The 15650-nt window shown below is 67.6% G+C and carries 18 protein-coding genes; 5 read left to right on the top strand and 13 right to left on the bottom strand.

The genetic code is table 11. The annotated features are described in order from the left end of the window. Positions 1-258: 258 nt before the first annotated feature. Positions 259-543: a helix-turn-helix domain-containing protein gene (locus WS64_RS16495; RefSeq protein ID WP_059637375.1), complete on the top strand. Its 285-nt coding sequence runs from the start codon at positions 259-261 to the stop codon at positions 541-543. Then, positions 533-1825 carry a HipA domain-containing protein gene (locus WS64_RS16490; protein WP_060967004.1) on the top strand — a complete coding sequence of 431 codons (1293 nt, stop codon included), beginning with the start codon at positions 533-535 and terminating at the stop codon, positions 1823-1825. The genes WS64_RS16495 and WS64_RS16490 overlap by 11 nt, the downstream gene beginning before the upstream one ends. A gap of 82 nt (positions 1826-1907) precedes the next feature. Here the strand turns inward: WS64_RS16490 and WS64_RS16485 are convergent, their stop codons facing one another. After that, complete coding sequence (locus WS64_RS16485; RefSeq protein WP_060967003.1) at positions 1908-2873, bottom strand: SDR family NAD(P)-dependent oxidoreductase; 966 nt, start codon at positions 2871-2873, stop codon at positions 1908-1910. A 138-nt stretch (positions 2874-3011) separates the two neighbouring features. On the opposite strand from WS64_RS16485, the gene WS64_RS16480 reads away from it, so the two are divergent. Further along, positions 3012-3932 (top strand): AraC family transcriptional regulator, encoded by a 921-nt coding sequence (locus tag WS64_RS16480; protein WP_060967463.1) that lies wholly within the window; start codon positions 3012-3014, stop codon positions 3930-3932. A gap of 143 nt (positions 3933-4075) precedes the next feature. Here WS64_RS16480 and WS64_RS16475 read toward each other — a convergent pair whose 3' ends face one another. From WS64_RS16475 to WS64_RS16425, 11 genes are all read right to left on the bottom strand, one after another. After that, positions 4076-4606, bottom strand: coding sequence for an OsmC family protein (locus WS64_RS16475; protein WP_060967002.1), 531 nt, complete (start codon positions 4604-4606; stop codon positions 4076-4078). Positions 4607-4666: 60 nt separating this feature from the next. After that, positions 4667-5737 (bottom strand): substrate-binding domain-containing protein, encoded by a 1071-nt coding sequence (locus tag WS64_RS16470; protein WP_060967001.1) that lies wholly within the window; start codon positions 5735-5737, stop codon positions 4667-4669. 167 nt (positions 5738-5904) lie between these two features. Continuing rightward, positions 5905-6963, bottom strand: a complete 1059-nt coding sequence (locus tag WS64_RS16465; protein WP_060967000.1) for an ABC transporter permease — start codon at positions 6961-6963, stop codon at positions 5905-5907. Then, positions 6960-8537: a sugar ABC transporter ATP-binding protein gene (locus tag WS64_RS16460; RefSeq protein WP_081103855.1), complete on the bottom strand. Its 1578-nt coding sequence runs from the start codon at positions 8535-8537 to the stop codon at positions 6960-6962. The genes WS64_RS16465 and WS64_RS16460 overlap by 4 nt, the downstream gene beginning before the upstream one ends. Positions 8538-8639: 102 nt before the next feature. Continuing rightward, a complete protein-coding gene (locus WS64_RS16455; protein WP_060966999.1) occupies positions 8640-10022 on the bottom strand; it encodes an LLM class flavin-dependent oxidoreductase in 1383 nt (460 codons plus the stop codon). A gap of 26 nt (positions 10023-10048) precedes the next feature. Further along, positions 10049-10816: an ABC transporter permease gene (locus tag WS64_RS16450; RefSeq protein WP_060011094.1), complete on the bottom strand. Its 768-nt coding sequence runs from the start codon at positions 10814-10816 to the stop codon at positions 10049-10051. Beyond that, positions 10813-11547, bottom strand: a complete 735-nt coding sequence (locus tag WS64_RS16445; protein ID WP_060966998.1) for an ABC transporter permease subunit — start codon at positions 11545-11547, stop codon at positions 10813-10815. The genes WS64_RS16450 and WS64_RS16445 overlap by 4 nt, the downstream gene beginning before the upstream one ends. Positions 11548-11551: 4 nt before the next feature. Then, positions 11552-12355, bottom strand: a complete 804-nt coding sequence (locus tag WS64_RS16440; protein ID WP_059637348.1) for a transporter substrate-binding domain-containing protein — start codon at positions 12353-12355, stop codon at positions 11552-11554. A 177-nt stretch (positions 12356-12532) separates the two neighbouring features. After that, positions 12533-12829, bottom strand: coding sequence for a hypothetical protein (locus WS64_RS35260; RefSeq protein ID WP_060966997.1), 297 nt, complete (start codon positions 12827-12829; stop codon positions 12533-12535). 72 nt (positions 12830-12901) lie between these two features. Continuing rightward, on the bottom strand, positions 12902-13114 hold the full coding sequence (locus WS64_RS16430) for a twin transmembrane helix small protein (RefSeq protein ID WP_060966996.1): 213 nt from the start codon (positions 13112-13114) through the stop codon (positions 12902-12904). Continuing rightward, positions 13111-13461 carry a hypothetical protein gene (locus WS64_RS16425; protein ID WP_060967461.1) on the bottom strand — a complete coding sequence of 117 codons (351 nt, stop codon included), beginning with the start codon at positions 13459-13461 and terminating at the stop codon, positions 13111-13113. Before WS64_RS16425 ends, WS64_RS16430 begins: the two co-directional genes overlap by 4 nt. A 235-nt stretch (positions 13462-13696) precedes the next feature. On the opposite strand from WS64_RS16425, the gene WS64_RS16420 reads away from it, so the two are divergent. Together WS64_RS16420 and WS64_RS16415 are read left to right on the top strand one after the other, a co-directional pair. Then, complete coding sequence (locus tag WS64_RS16420; protein ID WP_060966995.1) at positions 13697-14455, top strand: YoaK family protein; 759 nt, start codon at positions 13697-13699, stop codon at positions 14453-14455. A 79-nt stretch (positions 14456-14534) separates the two neighbouring features. Then, the gene (locus tag WS64_RS16415) at positions 14535-14720 is read left to right on the top strand and encodes a ribbon-helix-helix protein, CopG family (RefSeq protein ID WP_059575126.1); all 186 of its coding nucleotides are present in this window, start codon (positions 14535-14537) and stop codon (positions 14718-14720) included. Between the two features lie 44 nt (positions 14721-14764). On the opposite strand, the gene WS64_RS16410 is transcribed toward WS64_RS16415, so the two are convergent. After that, on the bottom strand, positions 14765-15601 hold the full coding sequence (locus WS64_RS16410) for a spermine/spermidine synthase domain-containing protein (protein WP_060966994.1): 837 nt from the start codon (positions 15599-15601) through the stop codon (positions 14765-14767). Positions 15602-15650 lie beyond the last annotated feature (49 nt).

Below are 15650 nucleotides of genomic sequence, written 5' to 3'. Positions count from 1 at the left end.
ACATCCGCCGGGTGCCTTTCCCGGCGTGGCGGGTCGGACGCGCATGCAAAGGCGCCCGGCGCCCCTCGCTCCGTATCCGATCAGATACGCGGACGGCTCTCAACGGCCGTTTCCAGACAATCTGTTCCCGAACGGGTACGAAATGCCGTCCCCCGGCCTCGGAAGCATCTGTTCGTTCCCGTACGAATACGAATTACCGCTCGACTTGGCGAGTTATGCGATACTGTTCCCGCTCAGATACGAAGCACGGAGAACGTCATGTCGGAGTCCCAGTCCGTCGACACGATCGGCGCGCTCGCCCACCTCATTCGTTCCGCGCGGATCCAGCAGGGGTTCACGCGGGACGAGCTCGCGAACGCGACCGGCCTGTCGCCGAAATTCATCAGTCAGGTGGAAGCCGGCAAGCCAACCGCGCAAATCGGCAAGGTCATGCTGCTGTTGGGCGAGCTCGGCGTGCGCCTGTACGCCGAGTCGTCGGTCGAGATATCCGAAGCCACCGCGCTGAAAGCCGCGCAACGCCGCAGGAGCAGCCATGGCGGCTAGAACGCTGATCGCGTCCGCCAACGGCGTGCGCATGGGCACGCTGACCGACGATAAAGGCATCTGGTCGTTCGCGTACGACCCGCAATGGCTCGCGTCACCCGCCGCGTATCCGCTGTCGCCGGCGTTCCCGCTGCGCGCGGGCGTGTTCACCGACACGTCGACCGATCGTCCAGTGCAGTGGTTCTTCGACAACCTGCTGCCCGAGGAAGGCATGCGCACGTCGCTCGCGCGCGAGGCGAAGGTCGATGCGGCCGACGCGTGGGGCCTGCTCGCGTACTTCGGCCGCGAATCGGCCGGCGCGCTGACGCTGCTGGCCGAAGGCGAACACGAAGCGCCCGGCGGCCTGCAGCCGCTGCCGCTCGACGAGCTCGAACGGCGAATCCAGGCGATGCCCGAACGCGCGCTGACGGCGACCGCACCCAAGCGCATGTCGGCGGCCGGCGCGCAGCAGAAGCTGCTGCTGGTGCTGCGCGGCGACGCGCCCGACTACGCGCTGTTCGAGCCGGTCGGCAGCGAACCGTCGATGCACCTGCTCAAACCCGACATGCGTGCGGCCGGCTATCCGCATTCGGCGATCAACGAGTTCTTCTGCATGCGGCTCGCGAAGAAGATGGGGCTCGACGTACCGGACGTGCATTTCCTGCGCGCGCCGTCCGCGTGTTACGTAATCGACCGGTTCGACCGCGACGTCGCGTCCGAACCGGCCGGGCGCGTGCATACGATCGACGCGATGCAGTTGCTCAACTACGACCGCGGTTTCAAATATCAGCGGGCGAACGCACAGGAACTGGCCCGCGCGATCGAGCGCACCAGCACGAGAGCGCTCACGCGCCTGTCGGTGTTCCGCTGGACCGTGTTCAACGTGGTGGTCGGCAATGCCGACGCGCACCTGAAGAACCTGTCGTTCTTCGTCGACGCGCGCGGCTACCGGCTCGCGCCGTTCTACGACATCGTCAGCACGGTCGTGTATCACACGCCGACGCACCGGCCCGACCATCGCGGCGATCACTGGCCGCACTGCGAGCTGACGATGCCGCTCGGGCATGCCACGCGGTTCGCCGATATCGACATGGACGCACTGGTCGCGTTCGGCCAGGCGCTCGGGCTCAGGGAGAAAGCGGCCGCCAGCGAACTGCGGCGCTTTCTCGAACCGCTCGACCGTCTCGTCGTTCAGGCGCTCGATGAAGTGCGGCACATCGCGCATCCGGACGCCGGGGAAATGCGATTGCTGAATTCGATCGTCGCGATGCCGATCGCGGAGATGGGGCGGGCGCTGCGGTAGACGTGCGGATAGGCTGCCGCGCGCGGATGTCGTGCCGCCGCCGGATACCCGCGCGGCACCCGGCCCGACGCATACCTGGGCGTCAGCGCCGCACGGCAAAGGCATCGACGCCCGTCGCGGCCGCGGACCACGCCCACAGCCGCGCGGCTTCCTCCGGATCGATCGCATGCGGCCGCACGCCTGATTCCTCGTTGCCGCGCGTCACTGTCGCGACGTCGCAATCCTCGCAATAAACACCGCCGAGATCGGCCAGGCGCGGCGACGTCGCCGCCCATACCTGGGTTGCAGCACCCTGCTCAGGTGTCTTGAAAGTCGGATCGATCGGCACACCGTGCTCGTCCACCCAACCTTGCGCCATCATTTCCTCGCGCGTCAGATGGCGCTGCAGCGGCGTCGCGATCTTGCCGGGATGCAGCGAATATGCGCGAACGCCGAATGGCGCACCGAGCACGTCGAGCTGCACCGCGAACAAGGCGTTGGCGGTTTTCGACTGTCCGTACGCCAGCCATTTGTCGTAACCGCGCGTGAACGCGATATCGTCCCAACGGATCGGCGACAGCCGGTGCCCGAGCGACGACACCGCGACCACACGTGCGCCGTCTCCGTGCGCGAGCACAGGCCATAGGCGGTTGACGAGCACGTAGTGACCGAGGTGATTGACGGCCATCTGCGCTTCCCGACCGTCGCCGACGCGGGTCTCGGGGCAGGCCATGATGCCCGCGCTGTTGATCACGATATGTACGTTGCGCCGCGCGTCGACAAACCGGGCCCCGAATGCATCCACGCTCGCGGGGTCCGCCAGATCGAGCGTCGCGATCTCCACGCCGGCGATGTCGCGCGTCGCCTCGCGCGCGGCCGCGACGCTTCGCGCGCCGACGACGACGCGCGCGCCGGCTTGCGCCAGTGCACGCGTGGTTTCGAGCCCGAGACCCGAATGGCCGCCCGTCACGATCGCGGTCTTGCCGCGCAGGTCGAGACCGGCCAGGACGTCGCTCGCCGTCGATGCAGCGTCGAATCCGGAATGAAGGGGTTGCTGCCTGCTCGTCATTGAAAGCTCCAGGAACGGCGTGCGAAGCCCGCGGCCGCCCATCGGCCGCGTCACTGCACGAGCCCATTCTCCGGCCGCGCATCCGGACTGTGAATGCAATAGAATCCGGTTTTTCGTCGAGATCGTCCGGGATTGCGCGTGGACCCGCTATCGGAAGTGCTGTCGCTGCTGGAAACGCGCGACTCGTTTTTCACCGGCCTGCGGGCCGGTGGCCCATGGGCCGTCGACCTGCCCCCGCCCGACGGGATCAAGTTCAACGCGGTGGTCGAAGGCAGTTGCTGGCTGACCGTCGACGGTGCAGGGCCACCCGTCCGGCTGCGCACGGGCGACTGCTTCCTGCTCGCCGCGCCGCGGGCATTTTCGCTGGCGAGCGATCCGTCGGTCGCGCCGGTGCCCGCCGCCGACGTGTACCGACATGTCGACCACGGTATCGCGCACTATGGCGAACCGGCCGACTGCTTTCTGATCGGCGGCCGCTTCGCCTATGAGGAACGGATGCCGCTGCTGCTCGGCAGCCTGCCGCCCGTGGTGATCGTGAGCGGCGATTCCGAACCGGCGGCGGTCCTGCGCTGGTCGCTGCAGCAACTCGCACGGGAGTTCGTCGCGGCGTCGCCGGGCGGGTCGCTGATGGTTCGGCATCTCGGACACATGATGCTCGTGCAGATCCTGCGGCGTTATGTGGACGCCGGCGCGAACGGCGACGTCGGGTGGCTGGCCGGATTCGCGGATTCGCGAGTCAGCGCGGCGCTGGCCGCGATTCACGCGGCGCCCGAGCGACGCTGGACCGTCGACGCGCTGGCGGCCTGCTGCCATGTGTCGCGTTCGACGTTCGCGCTGCATTTCAAGCGGCGGCTCGGGTTCGGGCCGCTCGAATACGTGTTGCGGTGGCGGATACAGCTGGCGATGCGCGAACTGCGCCACTCCACGGCGTCGATCTCGGCGATCGCGCAGCGGCTCGGCTACGACTCGGATAGCGCGTTCGGCCATGCGTTCAAACGCATCGTGGGCTGCTCGCCGCGCGCCTATCGTCATGACGTGACGAAGGAACCGGGCAACTAGCGTCGTTACGGCCCTCGTCGGGCACGCGGTGGTCCGAATACGCCAACGCTCGCCACTTGAATTACGGCCATCTGGATAAGTATTCTTATCACAATATATCGATTTCTCCGCAAAACTCTGTCACGCGTCACCGCGCCAGTGCCCTACCCGCTCGTATGCCGCAATTCCCCGTCGATGTGCTGCGGCGACCTCAGCAAATTGAAGATCGGGCACACCGCTTCGACCGCCTGATGCAACGCCCGAATGACCTCCGGCGGCTCCGGCGACACGATGTCCAGCGTATAGCGGATGTTGTGCGGGAATACCGGAACGTGCTCGAACCCCGGCTGCTGCGCGAGCGGATGCTGGTCGCCGGTGACTTCGACTTCGATCGCGTCGATCTTCAGGCCCCGCTCCGCGGCCTGGATCAACGTGATGTGCGTGAGGCAACTGCCGAGCACGCCCAGTTGCAGTTCCGGCGACGCAGGCCCGAGGTTGTAGCCCGCGAAATCGGGCGGACTGTCGCTGATCACCTGGAAGTCGCGAATCCGGATCTCGCGCACGCCGCTGCGACCGAGCGCGCGCACGGTCGCCTTCAGCGGCGTCGCCTTGAGATCGGGATCGTTGCGGGCGGCCTGCTGCTTCGCTCGCCAGGCGTCGCGCTTTTGTGCAAGATAGTCGTTCAGGGTCGTCATGGTCGAGTCATGGGTAGGCGGCACGCAGGCGACCGATCGGTTCGTTGCGCGCCAGGGCGATCAGTCGACCGCCGGAATCCACGCAGCCGTCGCCGCATCGCTCGCGCGGAACGCCGGAAACTTCGCGCCGAGTTCCGCCACGGTATGAATGTCGTTCTTCACGAGATCGTCGCGCGTAATCAGCGTCGGCTTGACCGCGATGCGCGCGCCCGGGTTTTGCCCGGCCACCAGCAGCGCCGCCGCTCGCACCGACACCGCGCCGACGACCGCCGGATTGGTCGCGGCCGTCGCGACCCACGCGCTGTTCGGCGCGCGAATCGCCTCGATGTCGGCCGTCGATACGTCCGCGCTGTAGATGCGCAGCTTCGACGACAGCCTGGCCTCGTCGGCCGCGAGCTTCGCGCCGCGCGCGAACTCGTCGTACGGCGCGAATACGACGCGAATGTCGGGATTCGCGCGATACACGGCCGCCGCCTGGTTCGCGACCGATTGCGCGATCGGATTGTCGACGGTGCCCCAGCGCGCCTTTTCCCGGATCTTCGGGTGCGCGCGCTTGAAATCGCGCCACGCGGCATCGCGCCGGTCGAGCGGCGCGAATCCGGCCACGTACACGTACCCTGCCGCGAACGCGTCGCCGTTGTCCTTCACGGCCTGATCGAGCAGCAGGTTCGCCAGGTCGCGATCGTTCTGCTCGATCTGCGGCACCTTCGGATTGGCGAGATCGACGTCGAACGCAACGACCTTGATGCCTTTGTCCAGCGCACGCTGAACGACGTCCTTCAGCGATTCCGGCAAGCCGTGATTGACGATGATCGCGGACACGCCGATGCTGATCGCCTGCTGAATCTGCTCGCGCTGCTCGGCCGCGTCCTGCCGGCCTTCGTAGATGCGCAGATCGACGCCGAGCGCACGTGCCTGCTTCTGCGCGCCAGCTTCGTAGGCCTGGAAGAAATCGCCGGTCGACAGGTAGTTGACGAGCGCGATCTTCACGCCGCCCTTGTCGAACGGCGCCGGCGCGCCCTTGAGCGGGCCGGCGTACGCCGCGGACACACCCAGCACGAGCGCGACGCCCAGCGCGAGCGCGCCGAGTTTCGGTTCGATGCGTGACTTTCGGCGAAGCAATGAGCACATGGCGCGTCTGTCCCCATATAGAACGATATCGGTTCAATCTATCAGCGCGACACGCAAACTCAAACCGACCGATTCGGCAATCGATATTACTTTGGATAACAAACAGTCCAGCCTGAAGATTCTTCGAACCCGTCCATGCCTGATCCGAGTCTCGGCGACCTCACCCGTCACGCCCGGGCGTCCGCACGGCGACCGATGCCGAACGTAAACGCCAAGGCCAGCACGAGCAGCACGCCCTTGATGAAATCCTGCATGTAGTACGGCGCGTTCAGCATCGTCAGCCCGTTGAGCAGCACGCCGACGAACACCGCGCCGACGACCGTGCCGAACACGTTGGGCCGCTTCGCGCCCCACACCGCGTAACCGATCAGCGCGGCGGCCACCGCGTCGAGCAGCAGCGAGTGCCCCGCGCTCACGTCGCCGCGGCCGACCCGCGCGGCGATCAGCACGCCGCCCAGCGACGCGATCGCACCCGACACGACATATGCGGCGACGCGGTAGCGCGCGGCCGGTGCACCGGCCAGCCGCGCGGCCGTTTCGTTGCCGCCGATCGCATAGATCACGCGCCCCCAGCGCGTCGCTTCCATCGTGATGCAGGCCAGCACCGTCACGGCCGCAAGCACCAGCACCGGCAACGGTACGACGTCGAACACGCGCAGCCGGCCGAGCGCGAGAAACGCGTCGGGGAACACGCCCGTCGCATCCGTGCCGTCGGGCAGCACGGAGCCGGTCGCCAGCGAACGGCCGCCGGTGGGGATCAACTGCAGGCCGGCCAGCAGGAACAGCGTGCCGAGCGTCGCGAGCTGGTCGGGCACGCGCAGCCGCGTAATCAGCACGCCGTTGAACAATCCGGCGGCCACGCCGAGCGCGACGCAGGCGATCACGGCCGCCCACGCGCTGCCGTGCCAGACGACCAGCACGTAGCTCGCGGCCATCTGCGCGGTCGCGGCCACGCTGCCGACCGACAGGTCGAAACCACCGGCCGCGAGCGTGACCGTCACGCCGACGCCGAGCAACGCGACGATCGACACCGCCTGCAGGATGCTGAACAGATTGTCGAGGTTCAGGAACGCGGGCTCCTCGAGCGCGAATACGCCGACGAGGATGGCCAGCACGAGCAGGATGCCGGTTCGTTCGAGCGCATCGCGGATGCGCGCCGGCCCGGCGCGCGACGACCGTTCGACGGATGCGGCATGACGTACATCGGAAGAAGTCACGGGTTTCATGAGCAAGCACCCACGATGGAAGAAGTCGGAGGCAGGCCATCGAGCGTCGCGCGATCGAAGCGCACGATACGGTCGGCGATCTCGGCGGCTTCCTCGAGATCGCTGACGAACACGATCGTCGCGCGCTCATGCGCATGACGGCGCAGCGTATCGACGATATCGGCGCGCGCGCCTGCATCGATGCCCTGGAACGGTTCGTCGAGCAGCAGCAGCCGCGCCGGTTCGGCGTGCCAGCGCGCGAGCACGACCTTCTGCTGGTTGCCGCCGGACAGGTGCGCGACGCGATCGTCGGGCCCCTCGCAGCAAATGCCGAACCGCGCGATCGCTGCCGCGGCCGCCGTGCGTTCGCGGGCTCGGCGCACCGCGCCGCTCGCGAACCAGCGCGCCAGGAACGGAAAGCCGATCGTGCCCGCGATCGACGCGAACGGCACGCTGTCGGGAAACAGCGACGTGCGCCAGCGATCCTCGCCGGCCAGGAATACGCCGGCGCGAATCGCGTGCGCCGGCGAACGTGGCCGCCACGGCCGGCCGTCGAGCGTCATCTCGCCGGCCGCCGCCCGCACCGCGCCGAAGATCGTCCGTGCGAAGCGCGACTTGCCGCCGCCGACCGGGCCCGCGATCGCGACGATCTCGCCGCGCCGGACATCGAGGTCGAACGGCGTACTGGTCGGCGTCAGCCGGATCTGCCGCACGCTGAAGCCTGAACCGACCTCGGCCCCGGATCCGGCCAGCCCGGCCAGACCGGCACGCTCCGGCGCCGCTGCACGCGTACGCGGCAGCGGCCGGCCGATCATCGTTTCCACCGCGGCGTCGAAATCGATCGGCGCGGCCAGATCGGCAACGATCCGGCCGTCGCGGACGATCGCCGCACGATCGGCGATGCGACGCAAATCGCCGAGCCGATGCGACACGAGCAGGATCGCGACGCCATCTCGGCGCAACGCGTCCACCAGCACGAACAGCCGCTCGGCCTCCGCTGCGGACAGGCTGGCGGTCGGCTCGTCGAGAATCAGCAACGACGGCTGCCCGGCCAGCGCGCGCGCCAAGGTCACGCGCTGCTGGTCGGCCAGCGACAGCGAGGCCAGCGGCGCCGCCAGATCGACGTCGAGCCCGACCCGCGCGGCGAGCGATCGCGCCGCGGCACGCCGCGCGGCCGGCGGCACGTGCCACGGCGAGGCCGGATCGCACAGCCGGTCCAGCAGCAGGTTGTCGGCGATCGACAGCGTTGGCACGACGGCATCGGCCACCGACTGGTGCACGGTCGCGACGCCGAGCCGCTTCGCCGCATGCGGCGAACCCGGCCGATACGGTTCGCCGTGCAGCGTCAGCGTGCCGCCGTCCGCTTGCAGCGCGCCGCTCAGGATCTTGACGAAGGTCGACTTGCCCGCGCCGTTCGCGCCCATCAGCGCGACGACTTCTCCGGCGCCGATCGACAGATCGAGCGCCGCCAGCGCGACGGTCGCGTCGAAGCGTTTCGCGATGCCGTCGGCGCTCAGGACGGGCGGCGACGCCGATCGATGCGATCGATCTTCGCGCCGCGGCGCGTCCATGGTTTCGTTCGTCGCGCCATTCATGCCCGAAGATTCCGGTCGGCACGAGGCAGTTGCAGCAGGAACAGTACGTCGTCGGTCATGTCATGCAACTCCGCTGAGGGTCGTCCGGCATCGATCGCCTCGTCAGCCCGCTTCCGGCACGGGAAACCGGAATGAAGCACCGTAGGCCGTATCGGGCAGGCGGTCGCGGCCGCTCAGCCGCGAACGGAAGGTGCCGCTCGCCGGCGTCGTCCGGTACAGGCCGCGCTTCTTCAGTTCCGGCACGATTAGTTCGGCAAAATCGTCGAGCGTGCCGGGGCTGACCAGCGGATTGAGCATGTAGCCGCTCGTCGTCGACTGCCGCGCATGCTCGGCGAGCTGGTCCGCGACTTCGTCGGGCGAGCCGACGAGGATCAGGTCGGTGCCCCGCGTGACGCTCGCGAACTTGCGCCGCACGTCGCCGGCCGTGAGCGGCTTGCCGCTGCCGTCCGGCCGCACCACGTAGGACGTCAGCCCTTCCGTGTACGTCGTCAGCGGCTCGTCGTCCGCATAGCGGTCGATGTCGATGCCGGTGTCGCCCGCATAGCTGACGAGTTGCGCGTGCCGGTGATAGTGCTGCTGCAGCGTGTGATATTTCTCCTTCGCGTCGCTCGACGAGCGCGCCGTCACGATCCGCAGCACCGTCAGCGACTTCACGTCGTCCGCCGCCCGGCCGCGTTCGGCCGCGAGTCGTCGAATCTCGTCGAGGCCCGCACGGATCTCGTGCGGGTTCGACTTCGCGACGAACACCACCTCCGCATGCTTCGCCGCGAACTCGCGTCCGCGCCCCGACCAGCCGGCCTGGATCAGCACGGGCGAGCGCTGCGGCGACGGCGCGCAGACGTGCGGCCCCTGCACGCGATAGTGCGCGCCTTCGTGCGCGATCGGCCGCACGCGGTCGCCACGCGCATAGCGCGGCGCGTGCTTGTCGGCGACGACCGCATCGTCCGCCCAGCTCCCTTCCCACAGTTTGTACACGACGTCGAGAAATTCCTCCGCGCGCGCGTAGCGTTCGTCGTGGCCGATCATCCGGTCCAGCCCGAAGTTGCGTGCGGCGCTCGTCAGGTAGGACGTCACGATGTTCCAGCCGATCCGGCCGTTGCTGAGATGATCGAGCGTGCTGAAGCGGCGCGCGAGCGCGAACGGATGCTCGTAGGTCGTGCTCGCGGTCACTCCGAACGCGAGCCGCTCCGTCTGCGCGACCAGCGCCGGGATCAGCATCATCGGATCGTTCGCGGGCGCCTCGACCGCCCACTGCAGCGCCGCGTCGGCCGACCCGCCATAGACGTCGTACAGGCCGAGCACGTCCGCGAAGAACAGCATGTCGAGATCGGCCTGTTCGGCCGTGCGCGCGAGGTTCGACCAGAACCCGAGCGTATTCGCACGCAGCCGTTCATCAGCCGGATGGGTCCACAGGCTGGGCGCGCCGCCGCAGCCGACGCTGGCTTGTTCATACAGGGAAAACAGCAAGGGGCGAGGATCGGACATCGTGGAACTCGTTACCAGGGCAGGAATCAGTTGGGCGCCGCCCACGCGCCCGACGACGCGCGGCGGCGCCGGGCGGGCATGCGTTCGTCGGGTGCGCGCGTCAGGTAGCGATTGACGCGCTGCTCGAGACGGGCGGCAGGAATGGTCAGCAGCGCGACCAGCACGACATAGACGATCGCCGCACCGGCCAGCGGTTCGTACACGCGCAACGTCTCGAAGCGCAGCGTATTGGCCGTGCCCATCACGTCGAACACGGTCACGGTGGACGCGAGGACGGTCGATTTCAGCAGCAGGATCGCCTCTCCGGTGAGCGCGGGCAGCGCAAGCCGCCACGCTCGCGGGCCGACGATACGGCGCAGCACCTGCACGCGCGTCATCCCGTATGCGTGGCCGGCCTCGATCTCGCCGGCCGGCACGCCGGCGATCGCGCCACGCAGGATCGTCGCGACATACGCGCTCTCGTTCACGCTCAACGCGACGATCGCGTACCAGAACGCGTCGCGCAGCAGCGGCGACGCCCAGCTGTCGCGCATCCACTCGCGCGGGACGATCTGCCCGAATCCGTAGTACAGCAGATAGAGCTGAACGAGGAGCGGCGTGCCGCGGATCAGCATGAGCCAGCCGCGCGCGGACCAGCGCACCGGCGTATGGCGTGCGCCGGCGGCGAGCGCGAGCGGCACGCCCAGCAATATGCTGGCCGCACCCGACAATAGCGTCAGCGCCAGCGTCGTCGGCACCGCGGCGAGCAGCTTCGGCATTACCGTGTCGAGCAGGAAAGGCAGCGAGAAGATCATGTCGTCGCACGCCTCGTGCCGCGATTCGCGTGCCGTTCGAGCGCCGCGAAGATGCCCGCCGACGTGACGCTCAGCAACAGGAACAGCGCGGCCGTGACCACATAGAAGAATACGTAGTGCCGCGTCGCGCCGGCCGCGAGCTGGCTCGCCTTCAGCAGATCCGTGAACGAACCGAGCACGCTGATGAACGACGCGTCCTTCGTCGCGTTCAGCCACACGTTGCCGACGCCCGGCAGCGCGAGCCGCGCGGCGGCCGGCAGCCGGATGCGCGCGAACGTCAGCCATGGCGTCATCCCGTACGCATGCGCGGCTTCGATCTGGCCGACCGGCACGTTGACGAGCGCCGCGCGGAAGATGTCGGTCAGATACGCGCCCTGAATGAAACCGAGCGACAGTGCGGCGACGACGAACGGGTCGAACGCGAAGTCGCCGGACACGATGCCGCTGACGCGCAGCGCGTTCTCGATAGCCGGTGCGACCGCGTAGAACGCCAGCAGCAGGCACAACAGCTCGGGCAGCGCGCGCACGAGCATCGTGTAGAGCCGCGCCAGCCATACAAGCGCTGAATATCGCGACAGCATGCCGAGCGCGCCGGCGATGCCGAGCAGCACGCCGGTGCAGAACGATGCGGCCGCAACGCCGAACGTCAGCGCGAACGCACTCGCGAACACGCGGCCATATCCGCCGTCGCCGAAGGCGAGCAGCGCGAGCAGCGAATCGTCCGCGGCCATCGGGTCAGCGGCCTTTCTCGATCGTGCCCTTCAGGTTCGGATAGCGGGCGGTGATCGCATCCCACGTGCCGTCCTGCTGCAGTTGCGCGATCGCGGTCGACAGCTTGCCGCGCAGCGCATCGCCGTGGCGCACGCCCGCGCCGATGCCGAGGCCCAGCACCGGATCGTCCGCGCACGTGGCCTTGACCTCGAAGTCCTTGCCGTCGCGCGACGCGAGGAACGCCGTGAACAGCCCCTTGCCTTCCTGCACGTAGTCGACGCGACCGGACACCAGATCGGCGAGCGCATTGTCGAACTTGTCGAATGCCTTGATCTGCGCGTCCTGCTTGAAGCGGGCATCGAGGAACGCCGAGAAGTTGGTGCCGGCCTCGACGCCGATCACGCGGCCCTTGAAGGTCGCGGGCACCGCGCAATCGACGCGGCGCCGGTCGCTTTTCGCACCGACGAACACCGTCGGAGATTCGTAATACGCACGGCTGAAATCGATCGCTTTCTGCCGTTCGCCGGTGATCGTCATCGACGACCAGATCACGTCGATCTTGCGGTTCTGCAACGCCGGAATCAGGCCGTCCCACGCAATGTCGGTGAGCTCGCAGCGCACGTTCAGCTTCCCGCACGCGGCATCGAGCACGTCGACTTCCCAGCCCTTCCATTTGCCGGCGGCGTCCTTCGAAAAGAACGGCGGGTATGACTCGGCGTCGATACCGACGCGCAACGTCGGCTGGGCCGCATGGGAAACCGGCGCGAGGCCGAGCACGAACAGCGCGGCCGCGGCACGGCGGACCCTGGAACGCATCGAACGATTCATGTGGCGATTATCTGGAATAACGTCGGAACGACCGGCGTTGCAGCCGGCGGAAGGCGAGACTGTAATGCGCGCCGACGCGTGTACCAAATGGTTATTTTTTCGATGGATATCTGATCGCGCGATATGCACGGCACCGCGCGCCGGCCAGCGCCCGCGCACGGTGCGCGGGTCATCCTCTCACGCCGCCGTGGCCTCGCGCCGCAACGCCCGCTGCGGCCGGTCGAGCACCAGGCCGCGCAGGTCCACGCCGCCGCCCGGCATGTCGACGAGCTTCAGCCCGCCCTGTTCGTCATCGATCCGCTCATGCTTGTCACGCAACCGCCGCGCGACGTCGGCATCGGATTCGCCGGTCACCGAATGAAACGCGTTCATCACGAGCGGCGGCCGATCGCCGCGACCGGACGCGGCTGCCTGCCGGTGCAACCCGGCGACGAACGCACGCGCACCAACGACATCGACGGATTCGGCGCGCACGCGCTAACGCCGCTCCGGGTCAGGCAACGCGACGTCGCCCGCTCACGCCGCCCGCCCTGACACGACGGCGCCTCACCGCCCGATCGGCAACCCCGTCGGCTCGATCCAGCCGAGCTTGTACGCGATCAGCAGCGACAGAAACAGCGTGACCGACAATCCGACGCGCGCGGCGAGCGACCACGCCATCCGCTTGGACTTGCCGCGATCGTGATTCATGAAGTACAGCGCGACGATCAGGCTCGCGATGATCATCGCGAATGCCACAGAAACCAGCAGGGTTTTCATTGCCGTTGCCTTTGAAGATCCGAATCGGCCTGAATCAGTTCGGCCAGTTTTTGCCGCTCGTCGGCGACGCCGCCGACGCCCGACGCCGGCCAGTCCAGCGCGACGCCGTTGCCCAGCGAATCGCGCACGAGCGTCTGGTAGCGCCGGTCGTTGATCGTGCCGTGCGCCATCGTGTCCGAGATCTCGCGCCGGAACGGCAGCGGGAAACTCGCGTACGCACGCGACAGCGCCGCATATTGTCTCGCATCGATCTCTTTCGTCGATGGAATGACGGTCCAGACCACCACGGCGACGATGGCCGTGAACGGGATCGCCGTGTAGCGAAGGATGAACTTGATCGGGGTCATGAAGCGGTGGGCAGAAGTGATCAGCGCCGCGCGGCGGCGAAACAGCCGGCCGGCGGCGCCTTCCGTCATTGTACTGAATGCACCATCCGGCCAACAGAGTATGATAATGACATTATCATGTCCATCACATGATTCGACAGCCCCGGCATCCGGTGCAAGGGGCGGGCCCGCCACGCCCTCCGGCACCGGTTTTCCGCCTGTACCCGCGAATCCGCGACGATCGAGCGAAGCCCCTATGCCAGCGCAGTACTTTCGAAACCTGACCGGAAAACACCGCAGCGCGGACGCGAACCGCCAGCTCGGGTTTTCGCTCGCGTTCGTCGCCGGCGCGGCCAATGCCGGCGGCTTTCTCGCGGTCAAGCAATACACGTCGCACATGAGCGGCATCGTGTCGGCGATCGCCGACCAGACGGCGCTCGGCGACGTGCGGCTCGCGCTCGCCGGCATCAGTTCGCTGGGGTCGTTCCTGATCGGCGCCGGCTGCTCGGCGATCCTCGTCAACTGGGGCCGCCGCCGCGGGCTGCACAGCCAGTTCATGCTGCCGCTGCTGGTCGAGGCCGCGCTGCTGTTGCTGTTCGGGCTGCTCGGCAGCCACCTCGCGCTGTGGGAAACGTTCTTCGTGCCGGTGACCGTCACGCTGCTGTGCTTCATCATGGGGTTGCAGAACGCGACGATCACGAAGCTCTCCGGCGCGGAAATCCGCACGACGCACATCACGGGCATCGTGACCGACCTCGGCATCGAGCTCGGCAAGCTGTTCTACTGGAACCGCTCGGCCATCGAAGTCGACGCGCACGCGGTAATCGCCAACCGGTCGAAACTGCGGATTCACGCGACGATGCTCTCGTCGTTCTTCGTCGGCGGCCTGGCCGGCGCGATCGGCTTCAAGCACGTGGGCTACGTGTCGACCGTGCCGCTCGCCGCGGTGCTCGTCACGCTCGCCGTCGTGCCGGTGATCGACGATCTGCTCGCGCTGGTGCGCAGCAAACGCTGATCGTGCGGCGCTCGCCGCGGTAACGCCGAAAGCGGATCGATTATAATTTGATTAACATATCGACCACCCTCGCCCCGTCATGGAAACAAAAACCGCCCGCCTGACCGTCCTGATCGATCCCGCGAAGAAGGAAGCCTTCGAGATGCTCTGCGCGGAGCAGGATCTTACGCCGTCGCAAGTCGTGCGGCAGTTGATCCGCGACTATCTCGACCGGCACGGCGTCACGTACAAGACCCGCAGCGCGATCGGCAAGCGCGTGAAGTAAGCACGGCCGCACAGGCCGAGCACGGCCCGCCCCCCTCGGTACGGCTACGCGCCGATCTCCCAACGTTCGTGCGACTGCGCGCGCCAGACCAGCCGCCGCGAATCGATGCCCTCGCCGCGCTTCATGCGTCTCGCGGTAGCGGCCAGCTTCAGTTCACCGGCCTGCGGGCACGCGAGCGCCCGCTCCAGCAGGATACGCAACGACGGCAACAGGCTGCCGTCCTTCCATGCGAATGCAACGAAGTTGTTGTCGTCGCCGCACGACACCAGCGCATACGACGAACCGAATACCGATCGCAACTGCTCGAGGTGCTGCGGCAACGCCGGATCGTCGTCCATGAAGTTGATCGCGAGCACGCCGGATTCGCTCAGGCGTGCGCGGCACGCATCGAGGAACGTGGCGCCCGTACAGCGGCCGCGCATGCCGTCGGCGACGAACGCATCGTGCAGGATCACGTCCGTGCGGACGTCCGCCCGCTCCAGATGGTCCGCGCCGTCGGCGCACACCACGGTGAAGCGCGCATCGTCGGGAGGAATCCTGAACGTGTCGCGCAGCGCGATCACGTCGGGATTGATCTCGACCGCATCGATCGTCGTGCCGGGCAGGTGGCGGTAGCAGTACTTCGCGAGCGACCCGCCGCCGAGCCCGAGCATGCAGATGTGTGCGGGCTCGGCCAGCAGCAGCAGGAAGCCCATCATCACGCGCGTATAACCGAGTGCGAGCCGCACCGGATCATGCAGCGACATGAAGCTCTGGGTGCCGAAATGATCGAAGTGCAGCGAGACCGCGTGCTGCGTCTCCAGCACGAACGGCCGGCCGTCGTTCAGCGGCGTCGCCAGGAACCTGACGAACGCGTCGTAGGCAGTGCGATCCTCGGCCATGTGCGGGTAGTCGAATGAAAAAGACAGCGGCTGAAAACGCGGATGCAAC

The sequence above is a fragment of the Burkholderia anthina genome (assembly GCF_001547525.1).
Taxonomy (GTDB): domain Bacteria; phylum Pseudomonadota; class Gammaproteobacteria; order Burkholderiales; family Burkholderiaceae; genus Burkholderia; species Burkholderia semiarida.
The sequence above is the reverse complement of the archived record's forward strand: the minus strand, read 5'-3'. Positions and strand labels throughout refer to the sequence as shown.